Here is a 24,534-nt window from a genome sequence, read left to right as displayed (position 1 = left end):
ATCAGAAAGAAATTCCCAGAGGCATTTACTGCCGAGGGAATAGTGAGCTGTGCCGTACAGCCAGTATTGGTTAATCCAATATCAAGATAAAAGCTGTTACAATTTTCTACAGTTTTTTTCGTACGGTTAGTTATAAATAAAATTTAAGAACTGACAGTACTGCAGAAATACTGAAATTATCTTTACTTTTGTTCCTTCCTTCTTTCTTCCCTCCTGACTTATGACTCCTGTAGGTCGCCAATCCGACGGCTCCCCTACCTGACTCCTCGCTAAGTTATTTATAAGTATTCAACCAGACATGATATAAGGGCGAATGGCTATCAGCCCCTACTTGACAAAAATTATGTTTGTCAGAGATAATTGGAGATTGTGTGTCTAAATCCTGCTCGGACCAGGTTCAGACATAATAAAAGCTGGTAAAGAAATCAAGGCATTTGCCTATTTTAACTAACTAAAAATACCACTCAAGGTATTAGTGTTAGAACCAGCTACCTGTACGGCAAACCTATCAACACAAATTAATGAGTTACGCAATTATTGAAACAGGTGGAAAACAACTGAGGGTAGAAGCAGGTCGCTTTTACGATATTGACCTTCTACAAGCAGCGGAGGGGGATCAAGTTTCTCTGGATAATGTGCTTCTAGTTCAACATGAGGGAGATGTTCATATTGGTCAACCCCTTGTAGAAGGAGCTCTTGTGGAAGGCACTGTGATGAGGCACTTGCGGGGCAAAAAAATTATTGTCTACAAAATGCGCCCTAAAAAGAAAACTCGGAAAAAAAGGGGACATCGCCAAGAACTTACTCGTCTAATGATTGACTCCATAAGTATTAATGGCAAAATATTAGCAGTAGGAGAATCTCAAACTTCAGCTACAACAGTAACTCCGGAAGCTAGTGAAAGTGTTACAGAAACAGCAACTGAAGCTACAGAAATTCAAGAATCAGTAGAAACTGTTAGTGAGGAAGTTTCCGAGACTACGGCAGAAGTTGAAACTGTATCTGAAGAAAAATCAGAAAATCAGGCAGAATAATTACAGAAGTTATTGACCGAAAAATTGGGTTTAAAGCCTCGCCCTTCTGGGGCGACTTTCTATACTATGCTATAATGAAATTGGTTATATACTCACCTTGTCTCGTAAATACTGTAGAAAAGAAGATTAGGTCGAAATTCCTTCAGTTGAGAGCAGAACAAGGGAAGCTTTCAGGTCAATGAGCAGCTTAAACTTGAAGGCACAGATAAGCATCCATAAGAATTCTTGATAAGTCGCGGGAGGGCATTTCGAGACTCTAAACGGACGTGGAGGCAAGTGTAAGACTACCGTCAAGGTAGCAGCAGCCTGTGAGATGTCAACTCGCTGAGGAGCTACAGCTCGGTAGGAATCCTTGTGCCTTATAGGTCGGGGAGGATGTCAAATAATAAAATTTGGAGGAAATCATGGCTCATAAGAAAGGTACTGGTAGTACTCGTAACGGTCGCGACTCTAATTCCCAGAGATTAGGTGTGAAACGTTTTGGTGGTCAAGTTGTTAAAGCAGGTAATATTCTTGTCAGGCAACGTGGTACCAAATTCCATGCAGGCAATAATGTTGGTGTCGGTACTGACTATACTTTATTTGCTTTAGTTGAGGGTGTGGTGACTTTTGAAAGAAAAGGTAAAAGTCGGAAAAAAGTGAGCGTTTATCCAGTGACTCCAGAAGCTAATGTCGCAGTTGTTGAAGCTTAAATAATTTGGATAAGTGTCAAGTCATACCCACGCATCAGCAGGGCTATTTTTAAAGTAGGACTTTACATCCTACTTTTTTTTCGTCTATCTAGCAAAATTCAACAAATTTTTGTGGGTAGGTTCTATGGATCGTCTTATATGATACCAGTCGAAGGAAAGGTTAGGATATATTAAAAGCTTAAAACTCAGACAACGCAAGATTTTTTGGTTCTTCCTTTTTCCTTTTTCCTTTTTCCTTCTATTGAGCCAAAAACAAGATATTTTTAGGCCGATAATTTAAGTGGGCATGATATAATTACATTTTGATCAAAGAATTAATAGTCGTTCATATTCATAGTTAAGTATAAATAATCGCATTATTCTCAGCATAAAATTTTTCCTTTTAAGGAGATAAGAAATTGCATATATTTACAAAATTATCAACTGCTATATATCCTCATCGCAAACTACCTAGTAAATTAATCGGAATAGGAGGTATATTTTTATGGGCGATCGCATTAACGAGTTGCACTACTCAACGCCACAGTCTCACCCTTTCTACTGGTGCTAATGGAGGTGCTTATGAAAACATAGGCAGGCAAATAGTAACTTCAGCTCGTGAAGTAGGGAAAATAAAAGTCCGTGATAATTATGATTCCTACGGTTCGCAACAAAACCTCAAACGTTTACTCAATGGAGAAACAGACCTTGCCCTAGTTCAACTAGATGTCGCCAGCGAAGCAATGAAAATGGGCAAAGTCCAAGCAATAGCTGTTCTTGCCCATGAATATTTACACCTAATTACACAATCTGACTCAGAGATCGAGACTTTTACTGACCTTGACGGAAAGCGAGTCGTTTTTGGCGCTCCGCAAAGCGGTATTTACTTCACTGCTAGACGACTATTTAGTGCCACAAATCTAAACATTATTGAAGCGGATATTGATATCAGAGAAGGATTAGATAAACTGAAACAGAAAGAAATAGATGCTTTCGTCTATGTTGGTCCGGTGGGAAGCAGTAAAAAAATTCAAGCAGAGTTAGCAACACCTCCCTTGCTCAGGTTAGTTCCGATATCAACTGCCTTTATTAACTACTTAACTATTCAATTTCCAGAATCATATCAAAGTGGAACCATACCAAAAGGTAGTTATATTCCTCTACCACCAATACCTCAAGAAGATTTGCCTACTATTTCTACTGCTGCTGCTTTAGTAACTCGTCCTGATGTCAGCAAAGAAAAAATTGCTCTTTTAACTTGGTCAATTATCTCATCTTCTCGACAATACTCATTATTTTACCCAGAACTTGCTAACGGAAATGCTCGCTCTTTATTACAGAGTGGATTGGTATATCTTCATCCTGGTTCTCAGCAAGCATTTGAGCAAGGCGACCCCAGACAAGTTTGGATGCGCTATTTAGAGGAAAACCAAGATTTACAGGCAGGTATAATTATTGTTATATCTACAGGTATCATCGGATTTTTGTTGCGAATGTGGCGTCATAAACAGTGTCTCAATATGATTAAAAATAGCCGTTTAGCTCTCAGTAACATTAGTTTAAATTTAGAAGAAAATCCAATTCAAGCTCTTAAAGAAGTAGAAGAATTAAGGCAGCAACATAGGTCAATGTTGATTGAGGGAGACTTACCTAAAGAAGCTTATGAAAAGTTAGAAGAAATGACAAAGATGCTTGTAGAAGAATGCCGAATTTTGCAAGAAAAACAAAATCAGAAAGATATTCAAAATACCATAGCATTAATTGATGAATGGCAATCTATGTCGGAGGTATGCCCAGAAGAAGTTAAGGATAAGCTGGAAAATTTAGAAGGGAAGTATCGAGAAATGTTATTATCACGTCAAATTGATATTCAGACTTTCATTCATCTGACTCAGCTTATTAGTCATTATGTCAAATTAAATAATAATAATAGTGGTAATGGTAATAATACTACTCATCATAATCTTCCTGTGTCCTTAAATTCTTGAAGAAGGAAGAAGGAAGAAGGAAGAAGGAAGAAGGGATAAATATTAGACTTGTCGCTTTATAACTTAAAAAATCCCCAAAATCCTTGTTCTGTAAGGATTATAGCTATTAGTAACTAAAAATGCTGGTAATTATTGTCCTGTCTAGGTTTGAGCGATTTTTTGCCTCTATTTAGCGACAACTCTATTGAAAAAAATGGAAAAATGATAGGAAGAATACTTTAGTTATCTAAGAGAGAAGGAAAAAATTATGTTGTCTGAGTTTGAATCTTTCGATCTGTTCTAAGCTTTGCTTAGACTGCTTTATACCAATTTGATAAATGTTTGCTACAAATAGCTAGGGTATTTCTTAGAATTTCCTACGGAATGCTCCGCAAACAGAATCCAGAATTCAGGAGCCAGAATTAATAGATTTAATACCAGTTTTCAGTTCGTAAATTCTCTTTTTTGTCAAAGGGATATTTCCTGCAAAATCTTTTTATTGCACTTATTATTCGTAACATTCTTTTTTCAAATTGGTATTATTTGTAAGTTTTCCTTGGTTTTATAGCAATGAGCGCTGGTATATTTACAAATTGCAGGAGAGGACAAAAAGCTAAAAGTCTTATATCATGGGCAATTTATTCCCCCTGTTGCCTGTTGCCTGTTGCCTGCGCACAGCGCTATATATCTTAGATTCGGCAGGTCAATATTGCTTTCTTCTGTTTTCTGCCTTCTTACTTCTTCCTTCTTCCCTCTTCCTTTTCCATTCTTCCTTCTTCAACGATCTTTGAGCTTTTCTACATAACCCCACAAACTATAATCACGAGCTAACCAACCATGAAAAAAAGCCATTTGACTCGCATCTTCCTGCACTCTTTTATAACGATAAATAATTCTTTCATTAATCATTTGAAGAGCTGTATTTCGATTATTACCTTCTGTTAATGCTGACCTAGTATCAGCATCAAATATACCTGTTTGTGGTAATCCTAAAGCTTGCTGAAGAAAGGTTACTGAGTTATTAATACCAAAATTAACTGCAGTATCAAACATAACTACAGCTAGAGCAGGGTGCATTGTAGCTGACTTACTATTATCCCAATAACTTTGATAAATTTCCATTAGTTCAGTATCAGACATTTGTGTAACATCTAAGGTTGGTAAACCACGTCTTCGTCTATAAGCATTATATTCAGTTTGCAAAATTCCTTTATAAGTTCGACCACCTTTATCTGCTGGATGATTACTAAATCCACCTTCAAAATATAGAGTAAAAGCTAGAGCTGTTTCAAATAATTTTTCTTCGTATTTTTGTTCTGTTTGTGCTTGAACAGGAATTTTATGATCGATAAAAATTGGGATTCCCACTGTCAATATTAATGAAATAATTCCCAGAATTATTTGAGATTGAAATTTAATTTTTGGTTGAAGTTGATGTGATTTTTTTCCAATCATTGAAATCTTCCTTATTTAATATTAAATACCAAAATTCATGTAAGCACTCAGCGGTCAGCCATCAGCTAGCCTCCTCCGGAGGAACTGCGAACTTCAGCTATTGCTTTTAGTTTACGATAAAAGCTTTATTAATTATCTTACTAGAAAATTAGGCTTCCTTGCCTTTAAAGTCGATATTAATTATAAACACTGTTCTTAAGGAGAGAGTCTTGTTGCATTAAGCTGACAGCTAATAGTTGTTTGCGCAGCATTCCGCAGGAAATGCTTACAAAGTAATACTAGATTCATTATCAGCTTTGGGGCTGAAAGTTGAGGGGAATAGTAAAAGAACAAGTTGATATGAAATACAAGTATTTCTGCTATTTATGACTTTCCATATCTCCCCATATCTCTATCTCTTGATCAATTATCTGTAGCAAACATTAACCTATTTCATATTAGTTATAGTACTACGCATTCAGATTAGGAAAGCTAAGAAATTTCAAAACATTACAGTTAAAAGTTTTGATTCTAGCTGAATGCTGAATACTTATAGCTGAATACTTATGGCTATATCAAAACTAATGAAATAATTCTGGGAATCATTTGAGGTTTAAATTTAATTTTTGGTTGAAGTTGATGTGATTTTTTTCCAATCATTGAAATCTTCCTTATTTAATCAGGACTTACGCAAATTCACCTTGAAAACGGCATATGTAGGGGCGTTAACGATAGTTATGCCAAGCAAATGGCATTTGCGCTCCGCAAAGCTCTGCTTTATATGTCGCGGAGCGTTAACGGAGTTATGCGATAGGAAAACGCCCTTACTCGATAAGCGTGTCCGTGCGTAAGTCCTGTTAATATTAAATACCAAAATTAATACTAGATTTATTATCAGCTTTGGGGCTGAAAATTGAGGGATATAGTAAAAGAGCAAGTTGATATGAAATACAAGTAATTCTGCTATTTATGACTTTCCATATTTCCCCATCTCTCTATCTCTTGATCGATGACCTAATTCATATTAGTTATAGCACTACCCATTCAGATTAGGAAAGCTAAGAAACTTCAAAACATTACAGTTAAAAGTTTTAATTATAGCTGAATACTGAATACTGAATGCTGAATGCTTATAGTTATATCAAAATTCATGAAATAATTCCCAGAATTATTTGAGGTTTAAGTTTAATTTTTGGTTGAAGTTGATGCAAATTTTTGTCAATCATTGAAAGAGTCCTTATTTAATATTAAATACCAAAATCAATACTACATTTATTATCAGCTTTAGGACTGAAAGTTGAGGGAAATAGTAAAAGAGCAAGTTGATATGAAATACAAGTAATTCTGCTATTTATGACTTTCCATATCTCCCCATATCTCTATCTCTTGATCAATTATCTGTAGCAAACATTAACCTATTTCATATTAGTTATAGTACTACGCATTCAGATTAGGAAAGCTAAGAAATTTCAAAACATTACAGTTAAAAGTTTTGATTCTAGCTGAATGCTGAATACTTATAGCTGAATACTTATGGCTATATCAAAACTAATGAAATAATTCTGGGAATTATTTGAGGTTTAAGTTTAATTTTTGGTTGAAGTTGATGCAAATTTTTGTCAATCATTGAAAGAGTCCTTATTTAATATTAAATACCAAAATCAATACTACATTTATTATCAGCTTTAGGACTGAAAGTTGAGGGAAATAGTAAAAGAGCAAGTTGATATGAAATACAAGTAATTCTGCTATTTATGACTTTCCATATCTCCCCATATCTCTATCTCTTGATCAATTATCTGTAGCAAACATTAACCTATTTCATATTAGTTATAGTACTACGCATTCAGATTAGGAAAGCTAAGAAACTTCAAAACATTACAGTTAAAAGTTTTAATTCTAGCTGATAGCTGCTTGCCGAGCATTCCGTAGGAAATGCTTATAGCTATATCAAATATTTTTACCCAAAACTAAACACAGGATAACTCAAATATTGCACCTTAGAGGAAAGACCTATATCAGATCGTCCTACTGAGGTACAAAATATGGTAGATTTTAACCTTTAATTACATAACATAGACTTTTTTTTCCAATGAATATTTCTTCGAGTCCTCCCCATTCACAAACTCCAAATTTTGAGGCATTAACAGCACAAGCAGAACTTTATTATGCTCAGGGGCAGTTATCAGAGGCGATCGCTTGTTGTCGTCAATCTTTAAATCTACAACCAAATTGGGCCTCTACTTATGTCACCCTCGCAAATATTATCCAGGCCCAAGGTAAAATTTCGGAAGCAATTAATTTATACTATCGAGCCATAGAACTTAATCCTGAGTTATGCCAGGCTCATATTAACTTGGGCAGTATGTTTTTTCGTCAGGGAAAGCTGGATGAGGCGATCGCTTGTTACAGGAAGGCGATTCAACTACGACCAGATATGGCCGTCGCTTATTGGAATTTGGCCAAAGTTTGGGAGCAAGCGGGTAAGTTAGATGAAGCGATCGCCTCAGAAGAAAAAGCTTTAAAATTAAATCCTAATTTGGGTGGGGTTGAGGTTAATTTAAGTCAGGGATATAAGTTAGCTGAAGAGGGAAAGTTAGATGAAGCTATTGATAGTTGGCAAAAGGCAATTACACTTAACCCAAATTTAGCGGAAGCTTATAGTCAAATTGGCATAATTTTGAGAAGTAAAGGTAAGTTTTCTGAGGCTATTAAATATCTGAAAAAAGCGATTGAAGTTCAGCCTAATTATGCTACAGCACATCAACATTTCTGTGGCATTCTTCGGGATGGTAATAATTATGTAGTTGCTAGGGAAGCGGTGGCTAATTATTATCAGGAATCTGGGGAAATAGATCCGATTATGACTGGGATTTATTTGATTAGCACTTATCAAATATCTGGCTTAAATGAAATTGCTAAAGATAGATTTTTTGACCTTGAAGCTAAATTGAAAGAGGATATGACTATTGTCAAAAAGGTAGTCGATCTAAAAGCTTTATATGGAAATTTTCTTTTCAGTGTTCCTTACTTAAGAGATGATATTCAAGCTAACTCGAATCTCTACAGATCGGTATCTAAAGTTTATAGACAATTTGTCCTCAAACCTCAAAATAATAATTTTTCTACTCCTGTTAATTTTGACAATAAATATCCATTAAAAATTGGCTTCATATCTAACCATTTCAATAGACATTCCGTCGGTTGGTGTAGCCTTGATATTATTCGAGAGTTAGGAAAATTAAATACAGAAATATATTTATATCCAACAGAACATCTCAAAGCAGATGACCAAACTCAGAAATTTAGCCAAGCTGTTACTAAACTATATGTACCGAAAAAATATCCCCACGGAAGCATTGATATCCGAGAAATTATTACTGAAATTCAGCAAGATAAAATAGATGTATTGATAGATTTAGATTCTTTGAGTGTACCAATTAATAGTGAGATTTTACATCATAAACCTGCACCTATTTGTATGTCTTGGTTAGGATTTGATGCCCCTTACATATCTGAGAATAATTATTTTCTATGCGATTTATATACCCACCCCCAAGACCGAGATAAATACTATATGGAAAAATTAGTTAGGATGCCAAATTCATTTGTAGCAACTTCTGGTTTTCAAAGAATAGAAACAAATAGAGCTAATTTAAGAAAGTCTCAAAGGATAGGTTTAGACCAAATAGTTTATCTTTGTTTAGCACCAGGGAGAAAATTTAACCGAGATTTAGTCAAAGCACAAATTGCTATCTTGAAGCAAGTTCCTAATAGTATATTAATTCATAAAGCATTAGGAGATATAGAAGTATTTCAAGCTGCTTATCATCAAGCTTGTAAAGCTGAGGATGTAAGTATTCATCGGATTAAATTTATGGAAAGATTTCCTACAGAAGAGGAACATAGAAGTATCTATTCTTTAGCAGATATTATGCTTGATTCTTATCCTTATAATGGTGGTACTCATACCTTAGAAGCTTTATGGTTTAATTTACCAGTTGTCACCCTTGCCGGAGAACAATTTTTATCTAGGATGGGCTATTCTTTTTTACAAAATTTAGATATTAAATTCGGCGTGGCATGGTCATGGAATGAATATATTGATTGGGGTGTAAAATTAGCTCAAAATCCTCATTTACGTCAGGAATTTGTCGATAAATTAGTTAAATCTAAAGAGCCAGAAAATTTAGCACCATTATGGAACCCGAAAAAATTTGCTCAAGATATGTATAATACAATCGGAACATTATGATACTTATTCCATTTGTTCGATATAAAAAAAGTCAATAAAAATAGTTTAAAAAGGAAGAAGGAAGAAGCAAAAAGTGGATGGGGACTCAAACCCCAACCAATTGTCAAAACCCTGTATACGGTAGGGTATTAAACCCAAAATAAAAAGATAAAAAAATATTTTATTCTAGCTAATTAATATCCCCAGCAAAATGAAAATTTGGTAGCTGTTCAAGAATTTAGAATTAATAATTTAGAATTACCGAATTATTAATTATTAATTATTAATAATTAAATAATTCGCGCCTTGAAGCCTCCCCTTTTAAGGGTAAAAAAAGCGGTCGTTTGCGGAGCATGACCTTAGGATGGGATGGCGAGAAAAGAGCATATTCCTTATTTCAAACCTCTTTATTGTAGAGGTACTGATAACTGATAACTGAAATGACCTGTTACCTGCTATAATTAGGGCTTGCTGATTAAATATAAAAGTATTTACAGATAAAGGTTTGAGCCTTTTTGGGGTCGAATTGCAGTGCGCCTGTTTCAGTCTAAAACCCTCAAAAAGTTAGTATTTTAGGCGCATAGTTGGGCAGAAAAATTATTCTTACAATTCTTACTCCTACCTCCTCTAAGTACTCCGTTCCTCCTGTCTCTCCCTCCTGGGAGGGGTTAGGGGTGGGTTGTCTCCTGTCTCCTACCCTCACCCATAAGACTAGTGAAGCGCAAACCATAATTACTCAAGAAAAATAAAGTGAAAATTCCCACACTTCATCTCGATAGTAAATTTATTAGATTCTGGCAAGTATTAATTGTATCCATTACTATTTATAATGCTTTCATAATCCCATTTAGAATTGCTTTTAAAAATAGATTTTATGGTATCTGGATTATATTAGACATTATAGGAGATGTAATTTTAATTATTGATATATTTATTCGATTTCATATTGGCTACTTTGAGTACGGAGAATATATTCAAGACAAAAAAAATATTGCTCAACGTTATCAAACTCGACTCTTTTCAAGACATTTAGTAGCTAGTATTCCCGGAGATTTAATTGCCAGAATAATTGCACCAAACTCACTATTTATTATTGCTTTATTGAGATTCCCTCGTTTATTAAGACTACCCCAATTTTATCGAATTTTTAACAGGTGGGAAACTAACATAAATTTTAACCCTACCTTAATTAGAATGAGTAAATTAGTCATAATAATAATTTTAATTACTCATTGGGTAGCTTGTATCTGGTTTATGATCGGCCGTTGGGAATCTAATACTGAAAATTCTTGGTTAATTAGTAATTCCCTACAATCAGCAAGTATAACAACTCAATATATTAATTCCCTTTATTGGGCAATTACAACTCTTACTACTGTCGGATATGGAGATATTACTCCCACTACTGAAATTGAAATAATGTTTACTTTGGTAGTCATGTTCTTAGGAATATCTATGTATGCCTATATTATTGGCAATGTATCTTCATTAATTTCTAACCTAGATGCCACAAAAGCCAGATATAGACAAAAATTGGGACAAATTCAAACATATATGCGGGAAAACAAAATCTCATCTGATTTACAACAAAAAATTAGAGATTACTATCAATATAGATGGATTGAAAATCAAGATATTAGGGATTATCACATACTCGAAGAATTGCCTTATTCTCTCAAAATGAAATTAGCACTACAATTACACAAAGAAGTAATTGAAAAAGTGCCAATTTTTCAAGGAGCAACGACAGAATTTGTCGAAGAAATAGTAATGGCATTAACCCCCGAAATATTACCACCTAATGAATACATAATTCGGGAAGGACATTGGGGTCATGAAATGTACTTTATTAAACGTGGTTTAGTACAAGCCTTCTCAGAAAAAACTGGTCATTTCAGTTATCAGTTATCAGTTATCAGTTATCAGTGAACCTCCGACTGAAGTCGGAGGCTTGAAATACTGAACTAAATATTTTTTTCATCCCCTTAAAAGGGGAGGCACATACCCTCATTTTTTGGTAATGTATACAGGAATATGGGTGCAGGTAAATTTTTTGGAGAAATTGCTCTAGTATATGAAAAACGACCTACTGCATCAATCATCACATTGACTTACTGTGAATTATTTATTTTAGAAAAAGATGACTTGAAAAAAGTGTTAGAAAATTATCCAGACTTTGCAGCTAATGTAAAAAAAACAGCAAAAGAACGTTATGAAAATGAACACAAGGAATAAATATGCAACTAACAAAAAAACCAACCATTAAATATATTAAACAACCAACTTCACAAGCTTGGATAGAACAAGCGATCGCTAATCTAGATACTATATTATTAGACCATTCTCACTGTGAAAGAAAAGCAGCAGGAGTAGCTTTAAATTTAATGTTTCGCTATCCTTCAAGTACGAAACTTATCAAAAAATTAACAGCAATTGCCAAAGAAGAATTAGAACATTTTGAACAAGTCAACCAATGGTTAGAACGTCGTAATATTCCATTAGCTCCTCTAAATTCTCCTCCTTATGGAGCAGCTTTAAATAGTAAAGTTCGGCGCAATGAACCAGAAAGAATGTTAGATTTATTATTAGTTTACTGTTTAATCGAAGCTCGAAGTCACGAACGTTTAGGCTTACTTGCAGATTACTGTCCAGAACCAGAATTAGCAAAATTTTATCGTAGTTTAATGGCATCTGAAGCCAGACATTATGGAATATATTGGGTTTTAGCTACAACTTATTTTGAACAAGAAAAAGTAGAAAAAAGATTAGAAGAATTAGCAATATTTGAAAGTGAAATTCTGAGCAATTTACATCCAGAACCACGCATCCATAGTTAACTAGGGTTTGCTGAAAAAGTCTTTTTTAACGAGTAGGGGAGTATGGAAGTAAGGGAGTGGCGGAGTGGAGAGTAGTTAGGAGGAAGAGAGAATAGAATTTAATTAGGAGCTAGTCGGATATATTTGTCAGAGTGATTTTTCTGCAAAAATTTCTGCCTTTTATGCTAACTTTTTGAGGATTTTGGGCTGAAAATCTGGCACTTTTTTCAACCAAAAAAAGGCTTTGGCTAATATCAGTCAATGCTTTGAGATTTAATCGGTAGAGCAATAACTAGCTATCATATCAAATCCGGTTGAATACTACTTATTATATAGTTTGGGGAGTAGGGGAGTGGGGGAGTAGGGGAGATTGAAGGCTTGAAGTCTAGATAGAATTATGAACAGATATTATATCACCAGATTCTATATCATCCAAAAATTTCCATAACTATAACGTTGCAGTTTAGAGTCTGACCCCTCATCATAACTACAACGTTGCAGTTCAGGGTCAGACCCCTCACTTGGTCTCTATCACCAGATTCTATATCATCCAAAAATTTCCATAACTATAACGTTGCAGTTTAGGTTCTGACCCCTCATCATAACTACAACGTTGCAGTTCAGGGTTTGACCCCTCATTTGGTCTCTATCACCAGATTCTATATCATCCAAAAATTTCCATAACTATAACGTTGCAGTTCAGGGTCTGACCCCTCATCATAACTACAACGTTGCAGTTCAGGGTCTGACCCCTCATTTGGTCTCCAAACCCTCATATAAAATCAGGCTAAACACTTAATTGTATATTTGAGGGGGATGGGAAGATAGGGAGATGGGGAGATTTGATATTGAAGTCTAGATAGAATTATGAACATATATATAACCGGATTCTATATCAGCTATAAGTTATCAGATTTTATAGCTCTGGGTAAACAAATGGTTGAGGAGTTCAACAATTAATAATTAATAATTAATAATTAATAATTAATTATTACCCCTCCTTGAAAAGAAGAGGATTGACTAAAAGGAAAAATTTTTCTTATCTTGGTCGATGGTCGGACAGCGAGGAAATATAGCCATCCCATCCTAAGCTCATGCTCCGCAAACGACCGCTTTTTTCTACTTTAAAGGAGAGGCTTTCAACCTTAATTATTCGGTAAAAGTTTCAGAGTCTATATATATCCTTTGATTTTTTACAAATTATTTGGGATTTCTATATAGCAATTCTAAATCATTTGTGATAATTTGCTTCGGTGTTCCCTGTTCCCTAAAATCTACAATATCTCACAACTCAAATAAGATTGCTACATAACCTTTTTCTGATAAAGATAAAAGCTTTAATCTACCACCTAAAACCTGCTTAAATTATGAAAAAATATTATCGTGATTTTGTAATTAGAAATTGGCAACCAGATGACCGTCAAATAGTAGCAAATATTATCAGTTCTGTTCTGGCAGAATACGGTTTAAACTGGGAACCCAAAGATGCAGATCAAGATGTCTTACAAGTAGAAAAATTTTATCAAAATGTAGGAGGAGAATTTTGGGTAGTAGAAAAACAAGAAAAAATATTAGGCACTGCCGCATATTATCCAATTCAACGAGGTAATAAAGCAGCCGAAATTAGAAAGATGTACTTATTGCCAGAAGTCAGAAACCAAGGTTTAGGAAAATTTTTATTAAAAGAATTAGAAAACAGAATTATAGAATCTAAATTTCAAGAAATTTGGATAGAAACAGCAACAGTATTGCAAGAAGCTGTTAAATTATATGAAAGTAGCGGTTATCACTTAACAACTGGCGTAGAAACAAAACGCTGCGATCGCATTTATCAAAAAATTCTATAGTAGGGAATAGGGAATAGGCAACAGGCAACAGTGGGAAAAAAGTTTCCCTGTCTAAATTTTATTATCAGTCTATGTCCTAAGCAACCCATTTTTTGCTATAGACCCAAATTTTCGGTAAATTAATTAAGATTATAGCCTTAGATGAAAAAAATTTACCTAGCACCTACCACTTAACACCTAACACCTGCTACCTATACCTAATGCAGGATGGCAGAAATAACTAACCAGTTACAAAATCCTAAAAGCCTTACCAACCAATACTTTTAACTTTTAACTTTTAACTTCCGCGTAGCGGCACTAATAATATGGATTTACGTTATCTCATTCCCTTTTTCGACCCCAAAGTCCAAACATGGGCGATAGAAGCTAGACTATTGCGGTGGTTAACATTCCTCTGGTTATTTATCGGTTTAGTCGTATTGTTTTCCGCCTCCTATTCCAGTGGTGCAATAGAATATGGAGACGGTCTATACTTTTTTAAAAGGCAGTTAATATGGGCTTTAGTAGGAACTATGGGATTTAATATAATTGTTTATACCCGCTTATCTACTATGCTGCAAACTGCCAAAATAGGCATAATTTTAATACTCACTCTACTATTTCTCACCCTGGTACCAGGAATAGGAACTACAATTAATGGTGCAACTCGCTGGATATCTTTAGGCCCAGTAGTTATTCAACCATCTGAACTAATGAAACCTTTTTTGGTTCTGCAAGCAGCTAATTTGTATAGCAGATGGAGTCGCTTGAGTTGGTTAGTGAGGATAGTTTGGTTATGTACTTTTTCTTTAATACTAGCATCTATCTTACTACAACCAAACTTAAGCACCACCGCCTTATGTGGTATGATTTTATGGTTTATTGCCTTTGCAGCAGGACTACCTTATTTTTATCTTGGAGGTATTGCTTTAGCTGGATTTCTTTTAGCGACCATTAGCGTCAGCATTAATGATTATCAGAGGAGGCGAGTTCTTTCTTTTACAAATCCTTGGGCAGATTCAATGGGGGATGGCTATCAGTTAATTCAAAGTTTACTAGCAGTCGCTTCTGGAGATATTTGGGGCAGCGGTTTCGGTTTATCTCAGCAAAAGCTACATTTTCTTCCTATTCCATATAGTGACTTTATATTTTCTGTTTATGCTGAAGAGTTTGGTTTTGTGGGAGCCTTATTACTGTTACTGTTATTAGCTATATACAGTGTTATTGCTTTGAGAGTTGCCTTAAAAGCTACTAGAATGGAACATCAACTTGTAGCCATCGGAGTAATGATAGCTTTAGTCGGTCAGTCTTTCCTCAATATAGGTGTTGCGACTGGGATACTGCCAACTACAGGTTTACCATTGCCAATGTTTAGTTATGGCGGTAGTTCAATGATTGGTAGTTTATTGCTAGCTGGATTATTAGTTAGAGTAGCTAGAGAAGAAAATCAAGCAGATGTTTTAATCTTGAAAGAACGTCGCTTACGAAGACAGCGCTATGTGCAATAGACATCTCCAGAAAAGAGGCAGTAAGCAGTAGAGAACCCACCCCTCGCCCCTCCCCCTCCCAGGAGGGGAAATAATTGATAATTTCTGTGTGATATCATGCCCGGTAGCATCGGTATTGTATAGCTAAGTTCATTAATTGATAATGGATAATTACCTCTGGTTAAAACTGAGAGGATTGAATATAAGGAGATATTATTTCTTTTCTTGGTCTCATGGATATGGCTCCGAGACCTCGCCATCCCACCCAACGGGGAAGCTGCGAAGATCGACCGCTTTTTTTCCCCTTAAAAGGGGAGGCTTCAAGGCGCGAATTATTTAATTATTAATAATTCCGTAAATTTGCCTCCGAGTAAGGAAGAAGAAAGAAGGAAGAGGGAAGAGGGAAGAGGGAAGAGGCAGGAAGGCTAAAGTTAAGAGCAAGAAAAAACTTAAATTTACTCATATATTCATGCTTGGGTTTACACAAACGATTGCCTTCGGACATGATATGATAATTGATTTTATTTTTGATTTGTGGAGATTCCTAATATAGCACTACAAGAACTGGTTAGGACATTTTTCAATGTTAAAACCCTTTTACATTTTGCTATTCTCTGTTCCCTGTTCCCTGTTCCCTGTTCCCTGTTGCCTATTCCCTATTCCCTAGCGCTATAATTTATTTGAGTAAGTTTAGTGATTATTGTTACTGACAAATCCAAACAAATCTGATGAGTATGCAAAAGCTTCATTTTTTAATATCAGATGACGATCTTTATCTCTACTAAGCCATCCTTGCTGTTGTAATTTTCCCAGAATTCTCGTGACAGTTACTCGCGTTGTACAAATTGCACCAGCAATATCTTGATGAGTCAAGCGAATACTCAACCGAGTACCATCAGTCACGGGTTGACCAAATTCTTGCTTCAACAATAATAATAACTGATGGAGACGGTCTTCTACTCGTCGTTGTCCAACAATCGCTAACAAGGCCTCTGTTTGTCGAAATCGTCTTCCTAATTGAGGTAACAATTCTTGGGCTAATTTTGGGGAAGCCTCTATCTCGATCATTGTGTACCACATTAGACAAACATCTGACAAAGCATTTGCTCGATAAGTCTGTAAGTGGGAAAAACAACTGCCAAAGCACATAGAAGGGCCACCCCATCCTAGTAGACCTTCTTCGCCTACTGAATAAAGAGTACTGAGTCGCACTAAACCTTGACAAATTTGCCAAATACCTTGTGGCATTAAAGGTATTGTTTCTCCTTTATTAAAAAAGTGTAGATGACGTTCTGAACTTGTATTATACTGATCATTCTCTATGATTGCTCTAGAAGTTTGAGCCATATTTATACATTCCAGTTTACATATACTGGTTTTATATACATAGTACTGAGGTTATCCTAATAAAGTAAAGATTAGGTAATTAAAAGATTAGTAATAGGTTAAGCTTTTTGAAGTCAGAAGGGCTTTGTTGCATGAAGTGGGCGATCGCAGATTACTTCCACAAGAGGGAGAGACTAAATGTCTATTTGATAACTTTACAGGTTTACTATTCTGTATCATGCGGTTAAGTATAGCGTATTGAATGAACAAACCCACTGCTTGGTTTTCAAACAATCGTCTTCGCAGTTTCCCCCCAAATCAAACTTTGAGCCTAAACATAGTGGTTTGAGATAGAGAGCTTTGTAGGAATTAGCCTACATTAATGCAGCTATGTAAATTGTAAAATTTCTTAATAGACCGCTAAAGAGGATATTTGCTAGAGTATTAGTGCTCCTAATATGAGACTCAACTTGTCTATAGCTTTCTAGGAAAATTTACTATGAAATTGAACAGAATATTCCAGAACATCCTTATTGCTTTTGTTGGCTTTGTTATTGCACTCAACTTTATCTCTAGTCCTGCATTGGCTGCTGCTTGATTCTCTTAAGTTGTTAGTCATATTGCTCTATGATGGCGATCGCATTATAATTTAGGGCTTGCTGATCAAGTCTCAAAGGATTTAAAAATAAAGGCAAGAGCCTTTTTGGAGTAAAAAAAGTTAGTATTTTGGGTTGTCCTGCATTGTAACCCACATTCGGCACCACAAAATGTAGCATAAAAATATAAGTCATGCATCGAGTGCTAATTGGCGAGGTTTCCTCAGAATGTAAGACGCACATCTGACAGTCATGCATTCAAAAGTCAAAAGTAAGAAGAAAATTATAAATTATAGTGGTTAATAGGAATCAAGGATTCAGAAAGTATTTATGCTTAATATCTAACTGAGAATTTGACTCCTGATCGAGGTAAATGAAGATAATTTATATAGTATAAATACCTAAGCAACCTCAGGATTTTATACTAATTTTCATGTTACAAGTTGAAGTGCGGAATGTGGGTTGTAATGGTGAAGATATATATTTTTAAATTTCTTCCCACACTTCCCACACTTCCCACACTCCCAAACTTATGCCACAGGTCGCAAGAATTCAGAACGGAAATTTTGTCGAACTTGAATATTAAGATATCGTCTTTGCAAAACCTGCCATTTTCGCCATGCTTGATGCCAATTTTGTTGCAGTTGCTTCTCTAAGGTAGGAAGAACTTTGTCAATTTTAGATCGTAAAACTTTTTCCAGAAATTCTCTTAACACAGCAGAATCTTGAATATCGCCGAGATATTCCTGAATTTCTTTCATATCTTTTAAATAAGCTTCATAAGTCGGACCATAAAATTCTGTAAACAAACTCATTTGGTAACGAACCCGCTTTACTTCCTTACGCAGACTATGTAGATTTTCCTCATCTTGATCGCTAATGTTTATCGAAGAAACATCATTATTAATTTTGACTACTTGATGCTTAGAATTAGTTTTTTTGAGTAAAAAATCCTGATTATCACTTGTTTCTAAATCCTCTGTTTCAATACCTACCAACCAGCCAGGATGAAGAAGTAACTTACTAACTTCAGGTAATAATAAATCTGGTAATACCTCTTGAATAGGTAGGCGAGAAATACTTGTATAAATTGGGTTATCCAACCATTCCTGCAATTTCTGCTTCAACATTAAATAACTCTTATTTCCCAGTATTCCTCGTACTTTTTTAAAAGCTTGACGACGTTGTTTTCGTAATTGCTGCATAACCTTCTCTAACTCTGCCTGTTCTTGAGGAGGTAAATTTGGTTGATAGCGATTTTGAAGCGCTTCTAAAAGAACATCTAAATCTCTTAAACCCCCTAAACAACGAGCAATTTTACCAATCTTTCGATCTTGAGCTGCTTTCGGCAAAGTGACAACTGGCCTGAACCCCTGAACAGCAGAGCGCAAGCGACGCATACCCACACGCATTTGATGTAGTTCCTCTGGGTCTCGATCTTTGAGTACCTCTGGTTCATGTCTAAGGGTTTTCTGAAAATGCTTTTCAAAAGCTAAGGATGCCCAGTCTCCAAGACTATTTATTTTCGGCAATGTTTGTGTTGTCATAGTTAATTGAAACCGTTCTACTAAACTTACCCAAACTTACCCATGAATGATTGCATGAGCTTTGGAGCTAGCTTCCTGTCTCACAGAAGACCACTGACCGCAGTCTGTAACTTATCTTCTCCACAGGCTTAAAATCGCTTGAAACTCAAGCTACTTATTCACATAGTTTTCTAGGTTGACAGCAGCATTAAAGTCTCTATCAGCTTGAAATCCACAGTTAGCACAATTATAAGTTCTCTCATGTAAAGGCATTTTCTGTTGATGTCCACAGTGAGAACATATCTGAGAACTTGGATAAAATCTATCTGCTATCACTAGCTGGCTTCCATACCACTCGCACTTGTATATGAGCTGACGCTTGAACTCATAAAAACCGCAGTCTGCTATCGCACTTGCTAATTTATGATTTTTTAGCATTCCACTTACATTCAAATCTTCTATCACTATGGTGCTGTGGTTTTTAGCTAACCATGTTGTCAGTTTATGTAGTGCATCTGCTCTGATATCAGCTACTTTTTTGTGAGTCTTGGCTAGTTTTTTTACTGCTTTGGCTCTGTTTTTGCTACCAGGCTCTTTTTTCTGGACACGCCGTTGATAACGAGTTAGTCGTTTTTTGGCTTGTTTATAGGCTTTGACGTTAGCGTAGGTTGTTCGATCGCTACAAGTTGCTAGGGCATTTATACCTACATCTACACCGATAATAGCCCGTTTTTTACTCAGAGGTTTGGGCTTACATTCATCATACTTAAAACTAATGTACCACTCACCTGCCCGCTTGGATATTCTCACATTTTTGACTGGTACAGATGGTAAGATTTCATAAGTTTTTACTATTCCTATTCTTGGTAGTTTGATGTAGTTTCCTCTCAGGATTTTGATACTTCCTTCTAAATAGAAACTGTCTTTTTTCCCTTTTTTCTTAAAGACCGGAAACCCAAATTTAGGAATAGTTAAAAAGTTCTTAAATGCCCTTTCTAAATCTCTTAAAGCTTCTTGAGGGGCACACTTTGATACTTCATAGTACCAGGGATTTTCGCTTTTTACTTCCCTCACCAAACGCTTATGTAAAGTGATAGCACTCAGTCGTTTCTTGTTTGATTCATATTCAGTAATGCAAGTTGCTAATCCCCAGTTATAAGCATGACGGGCTACACCTGCGTGTTTGGCAAGTATTGTTTTTTGGTAATTGTTAACTTTTAATTTGGTCTTGATTGATTGCATTTGAACACGCACACCATGAAAAAAAAGTCTTTGATAATTATAAGATGAATGAGTGTATGATAGCAGATAATTAGGAGTTTTTTAATATTTCTTAATATTTGTCTAACTTTGTCCAATTATTCGGCTTCAGTAGTTAGCCCTAACTCAACTTTTGCAGTCACGTCTACGATATTCTGCAAAACTTTTATAATAACACTTCTTGTTGTTTTTTAACAAATTTTCTTGATCTTCGCAGAAGCAAGCTTTATAATGCTTATTCAATCAGACTTGATATGAGCCATACTTTTAACGGTCAAAAGACTCTAATATCATAAAAAAAACTTTTTGTCAATTCAATTCTTTTAATCATAGAGATTTCAGACTGACCTAACAAAAATTTGTCTAATCGTCAATTGTCAGCTATCATTTTTACTAGCGAAGCAGCCAATTTCAAAAAAATTAGGCACTGATGGAGCAAATAGATATAAGCAATAAATGCATTATAAGAACATCAGATACTCAAGGTTCAGCTTCAGACGAACCTGGTAGCTTAATTATTGTGCAGCTTAATAACAACTTGCAATCTAGTTGTCCCACGAACTATCAGGGGGGTGACACTAGCTGAACAGACCCGCAGCCACACAAGGGTCTCTAGACTGCAAGGATGCCAGTAAACAACTCCTGTAATTTGATCGATACAACAAATAGTAATTAGTCATGGAGTAAAGTTCTATTATCCAAGACTTATGAACCTATTTAAACTAGGACATCCCAGATGAGGGCTGCGCCGACAAACTTTGTTTAGCATTAACAAAAAATAATTTCTGTTGAAAATTTAACCAAATATAGAATTCTTTAAACTTAATATTTGGCAATTAATTGGCAATTCAGAGGAAATCAAGCAAATCAACACAAATCTAGATAAATTAACAGATTTATTTTATGAATGTCAGCGAGCTTTTAAGCGCAAATGAATTATTAATTAGACACTCCAAAGGAGAAAGAAATTTTCCAGGAGCTAACCTAGTTGCAGTGAATTTAGGTGCAGCTAACCTTAATCGAAGTAATTTAAGTAATGCTAGTTTCAAAGATTCTTACCTAGCTAAAACTAAACTAATTGGAGCTAATCTAGTTGGTGCAGATTTTAGTAATGCTAATCTTTCTGAAGCTAAGTTAATTGAAGCTAATTTGAGCGCTACGAGCTTTACTAAAACTACTCTTATTAAAGCCGACTTAACTGGAGTAATTTTGAGTGGGGCTATTTTTTCAGAAGCAGATTTAACAGAAGCTATTCTAATTGGCACCAGCATGGTGGGAACTTGTTTGCTGAATGGCTCAAAACTGACTCAAGCCAACCTCACAGGAGCTACTCTCAGCCGTGCTATTCTCAGTGGCGCAGACTTAACTAAGGCCACTTTGAATCGGGCAATTATGAGTGAGGTAGATTTAAGTGGCACTTTATTAAATCAGGCAAGTCTAATTCGAGCTTATCTACAACGAGGAAATCTCAGTGGTGCAAAATTAATCAAGACAGATTTAACAGAAGCAACTTTGGCAGAGGCCAACCTTTGTGCTGCTGACTTAACTGAGGCAGACCTACAAGGGGCAAATCTGAGCAATGCTAATCTAAGTGGAGCAAATTTGAGTGGAGTTAATTTACAAGGAGCAAATCTTAGCAATGCTAATCTTAATGGTGTTAATCTTCAACAAGCAGACCTGCGAGCTGTGGACTTGAGCAAAGCTAACTTAAGAGGTGCTAACTTGAAAGCTGCCAATCTCTCAGGGGCCAATTTATTGGAAGCTGATTTACGAGGCGCTAACTTACAGAAAGCTAATCTTTATGGTGCTGGCTTATTGCTAGTATCTCTTAAAGGTGCTGACTTAAAAGAAGCTTGTTTGTGTCATGCTAACTTGATTGGGTCTAGTTTAAATCTTTCTGCTCTTGAGGATGTTTGCTTAAAAGAAGCAATTATGCCGAATGGTTCAACTCACAGATAGAGAGAGTTAAAATAGATATATGGAGCAAGTCTGGCTCAATAGCTAATTCTCCAAAAGTGGTTACATTAATCACTCATAATTCAAAAATTCAAAACAAAAATTTTGTGATAAAATAAAAAATTGCAGACCTTAATCGGGTGGAGGTATAACCGCGCAGAATGAAACAATTGGGAACCCATCTAGTCGTTGATGCCTGGCAGTCCCCTGCAGAGCTGCTCAACGATGCTGAACGTATCCGTTGCTCTTTAATTGATGCAATTACAGCAGGAGGAGCAACTCTCATAGACTTATGTGTTCATCAGTTTAGCCCTCATGGAGTAACTGCGACGGCAACACTGGCAGAGTCTCATATTGCCATTCATACATGGCCTGAGTTAGGTTACTTTGCTGCTGACTTATTCTTTTGTGGTCATGGAAACCCCCATAAAGCTGTAGAGATTCTAGAAACTGCTCTCCAAGCTAAACAAATCAAGTTGACTCAGATAAAGCGTGGTTTTGACCCTGAGATGGGAGTCCAAGATACTTCTACAAAAAATTGTAATGTTAACAATTTGACGCAAACGAGTTTAGCAAGAAGTTAAATAACTATTATTGATTTACTAATATTTATTAACATAAGTTCATGTATATTGATATAGTTATACTTATCTAGTTGTATAGATTATGCTAAAATCTCACAAACTACTATGTTTGTGGTGCGCTCACTAAGCTACTAAGTAACCGCGCTCTGTAGTTAGGTAATTAAAACTTCTGTTTAGCTGATAATCAAGGCGACGTAAGTGTTTAAAAGTTTCTACAGGTTTTCTTGTAGGCATTGGGAGATACCCTCTGAGCAGGTTGAAGCTGCTGTGCATTGTTAGCAAATGGCTCACAAAATAGTATCGGATGAACAATCCATCTAAATTAATTGTAACTAAGGTAGTACATATATGCTTGGTTTGAGTTAATAGTCCCACGACTAAAGCCGTGGGGTATATAGATGATTGTAATTTGTTTGAGTCTTTGACTTCTCACCCGACTAAAGTATGGGTGATTCTAAGTAGTTGTTCCGAATCGGTTTAAAAACACTATTCTGAAAGGCCACTAGCTGTCACTGGACTTGATTAATTTTTTCCAGTGGTGGTAGCTCATATACCACCTACAGACTCAAATATGCTGACAAAAATGCCACATATATCGCCCTTACTTTTGTCTTGCTTTCAGAGTGGTTTTACTCAAGTTTGAGCTATCCCTATCCTTGCTGAGGTGTTTGTCTGTGCCGAGTTTCTTGGTAGAATCATGCTACTAGTTTATTCCCGACAGGAGTTTCACCCCTACTAGCATTGAGTCTATGGGACAAACCTTGTTACTACTCGCATTCATTAGTATTATCCCATGTTTTGGGATACTTGGGAATAAATTGCCACAACTTGTTTTCATCCAAGGGCTAAAGCCACTTGGCTTTCAACTGCACGTTTTTTTTGTAATTTCTGAGATGGATGAAGATTTGTTATTGAATGAGGAAAGCAGAGCATTATCGCTGATTTAAAATTGGGCGTACAACCCAATACCCAGCACCAAATGCAGCAATTACAATCAAACAAATAGCAACTACTAACCAAATTCCATTCAGTTCAGATACTTGTGTAGAATTAGAAGTTCTACTGTAGCGACTTCTATCTGTCTCTTCTGTAAATAGATACTCTGGAGAATCTGGATCTATTTTTTTAGACTCGCTAAATGGTAGAGAAGGCGAAGCAGATGATGTTTCAGGAGAATCTACCTCAAAATCAGAATTAAAAGAGTTATCTCTAAAAGTATCTACCCTAAGCTGAGAGTTGGGAAAAGAAGGCGCTTGAGGTTGATTTACTTGAGTTACAAGCAGGGAAGAATTCAGAGTTTCTTGTAGCTGTGTCGCAGACTGAATAACTTTTTCAAATTCTCTTCTGAGTTTTTGATTTTGCTGGATTAACTGCTCATTATGAACTTTGAGTGATTCTAGCTTAATTTGAGCTGCTTGTAGTTCAGCAGTAGCTTCTCTATATACAGAAATAGGTACAGATGGAGAATAGTTATTTTCGGAATTATGTCCCATCTGACTAGATGCGCTAATATTTTGCATTACTTTAACTATGATGATATTTTTCAATCATTATGGCGGATAGTTAGTGAAATTAGAGCAATAAAATAGAAATTCGTCAAGTCACTATCAAAGAAAAATATTTACTTATACAAATTGGTAAGCATTTCTTGCGGAATGCTGCGCAAACAGCTTTTGAAAGATAAGAGCAATTACTAAGGTTAGCTGATGACCAATTTCATTTATAACTTTTAATTCTCCTTGGAGACTAATCCCTACTTCAGCATTATAATAAGTTAATAACTCATAGCTGAATGCTGACCGCTGAATGCTTATACA

The 24,534-nt window shown here is 35.7% G+C and carries 15 protein-coding genes and 1 pseudogene; 11 read left to right on the top strand and 5 right to left on the bottom strand.

Annotated features, from left to right (window positions below; genetic code table 11):
• Positions 1-521 precede the first annotated feature (521 nt).
• The 3 genes and pseudogenes from rplU to F6K23_RS25600 form a co-directional block, all read left to right on the top strand.
• Positions 522-911, top strand: a pseudogene (gene rplU, locus F6K23_RS25610) (50S ribosomal protein L21); the annotation flags it as partial.
• Between the two features lie 527 nt (positions 912-1,438).
• Positions 1,439-1,726, top strand: coding sequence for a 50S ribosomal protein L27 (gene rpmA / locus F6K23_RS25605; RefSeq protein WP_293161050.1), 288 nt, complete (start codon positions 1,439-1,441; stop codon positions 1,724-1,726).
• Positions 1,727-2,124: 398 nt separating this feature from the next.
• A complete protein-coding gene (locus tag F6K23_RS25600; protein ID WP_293161048.1) occupies positions 2,125-3,693 on the top strand; it encodes a TAXI family TRAP transporter solute-binding subunit in 1,569 nt (522 codons plus the stop codon).
• A 756-nt stretch (positions 3,694-4,449) separates the two neighbouring features.
• On the opposite strand, the gene F6K23_RS25595 is transcribed toward F6K23_RS25600, so the two are convergent.
• A complete protein-coding gene (locus F6K23_RS25595) occupies positions 4,450-5,127 on the bottom strand; it encodes a glycoside hydrolase family 108 protein (protein ID WP_293161046.1) in 678 nt (225 codons plus the stop codon).
• Between the two features lie 2,071 nt (positions 5,128-7,198).
• Here F6K23_RS25595 and F6K23_RS25590 point away from each other — a divergent pair.
• The 6 genes from F6K23_RS25590 (at position 7,199) to F6K23_RS25565 (ending at position 15,490) form a co-directional block, all read left to right on the top strand.
• Positions 7,199-9,361 carry a glycosyltransferase family 41 protein gene (locus tag F6K23_RS25590; protein ID WP_293161044.1) on the top strand — a complete coding sequence of 721 codons (2,163 nt, stop codon included), beginning with the start codon at positions 7,199-7,201 and terminating at the stop codon, positions 9,359-9,361.
• A gap of 729 nt (positions 9,362-10,090) precedes the next feature.
• Positions 10,091-11,269, top strand: coding sequence for an ion transporter (locus F6K23_RS25585; protein WP_293161042.1), 1,179 nt, complete (start codon positions 10,091-10,093; stop codon positions 11,267-11,269).
• A gap of 105 nt (positions 11,270-11,374) precedes the next feature.
• Positions 11,375-11,575 carry a cyclic nucleotide-binding domain-containing protein gene (locus tag F6K23_RS25580; RefSeq protein WP_293161040.1) on the top strand — a complete coding sequence of 67 codons (201 nt, stop codon included), beginning with the start codon at positions 11,375-11,377 and terminating at the stop codon, positions 11,573-11,575.
• Positions 11,576-11,577: 2 nt separating this feature from the next.
• Positions 11,578-12,177 carry a tRNA-(ms[2]io[6]A)-hydroxylase gene (locus tag F6K23_RS25575; protein ID WP_293161038.1) on the top strand — a complete coding sequence of 200 codons (600 nt, stop codon included), beginning with the start codon at positions 11,578-11,580 and terminating at the stop codon, positions 12,175-12,177.
• A 1,346-nt stretch (positions 12,178-13,523) separates the two neighbouring features.
• The gene (locus F6K23_RS25570; protein ID WP_293161036.1) at positions 13,524-14,003 is read left to right on the top strand and encodes a GNAT family N-acetyltransferase; all 480 of its coding nucleotides are present in this window, start codon (positions 13,524-13,526) and stop codon (positions 14,001-14,003) included.
• 305 nt (positions 14,004-14,308) lie between these two features.
• Positions 14,309-15,490 (top strand): FtsW/RodA/SpoVE family cell cycle protein, encoded by a 1,182-nt coding sequence (locus F6K23_RS25565; protein WP_293161034.1) that lies wholly within the window; start codon positions 14,309-14,311, stop codon positions 15,488-15,490.
• 669 nt (positions 15,491-16,159) lie between these two features.
• Here F6K23_RS25565 and F6K23_RS25560 read toward each other — a convergent pair.
• From F6K23_RS25560 to F6K23_RS25550, 3 genes are all read right to left on the bottom strand, one after another.
• Positions 16,160-16,816: a Crp/Fnr family transcriptional regulator gene (locus F6K23_RS25560; protein ID WP_293161032.1), complete on the bottom strand. Its 657-nt coding sequence runs from the start codon at positions 16,814-16,816 to the stop codon at positions 16,160-16,162.
• A gap of 1,105 nt (positions 16,817-17,921) precedes the next feature.
• Positions 17,922-18,938: a CHAD domain-containing protein gene (locus F6K23_RS25555; protein WP_293161030.1), complete on the bottom strand. Its 1,017-nt coding sequence runs from the start codon at positions 18,936-18,938 to the stop codon at positions 17,922-17,924.
• A gap of 150 nt (positions 18,939-19,088) precedes the next feature.
• Positions 19,089-20,159 carry an RNA-guided endonuclease TnpB family protein gene (locus tag F6K23_RS25550; RefSeq protein ID WP_293161028.1) on the bottom strand — a complete coding sequence of 357 codons (1,071 nt, stop codon included), beginning with the start codon at positions 20,157-20,159 and terminating at the stop codon, positions 19,089-19,091.
• Positions 20,160-21,080: 921 nt separating this feature from the next.
• On the opposite strand from F6K23_RS25550, the gene F6K23_RS25545 reads away from it, so the two are divergent.
• Both F6K23_RS25545 and speD read left to right on the top strand, forming a co-directional pair.
• Positions 21,081-22,136 (top strand): pentapeptide repeat-containing protein, encoded by a 1,056-nt coding sequence (locus F6K23_RS25545; RefSeq protein WP_293161026.1) that lies wholly within the window; start codon positions 21,081-21,083, stop codon positions 22,134-22,136.
• Positions 22,137-22,294: 158 nt separating this feature from the next.
• Positions 22,295-22,717 carry an adenosylmethionine decarboxylase gene (speD, locus tag F6K23_RS25540; protein ID WP_293161024.1) on the top strand — a complete coding sequence of 141 codons (423 nt, stop codon included), beginning with the start codon at positions 22,295-22,297 and terminating at the stop codon, positions 22,715-22,717.
• A 932-nt stretch (positions 22,718-23,649) separates the two neighbouring features.
• On the opposite strand, the gene F6K23_RS25535 is transcribed toward speD, so the two are convergent.
• Entirely contained in the window at positions 23,650-24,237 is a 588-nt protein-coding gene (locus F6K23_RS25535) for a hypothetical protein (RefSeq protein ID WP_293161023.1), read from the bottom strand.
• Positions 24,238-24,534: the final 297 nt, after the last annotated feature.

The organism is Okeania sp. SIO2C9 (genome assembly GCF_010672455.1).
GTDB lineage: Bacteria > Cyanobacteriota > Cyanobacteriia > Cyanobacteriales > Microcoleaceae > Okeania.
This window is presented reverse-complemented; position numbering and strand designations above follow the sequence as displayed.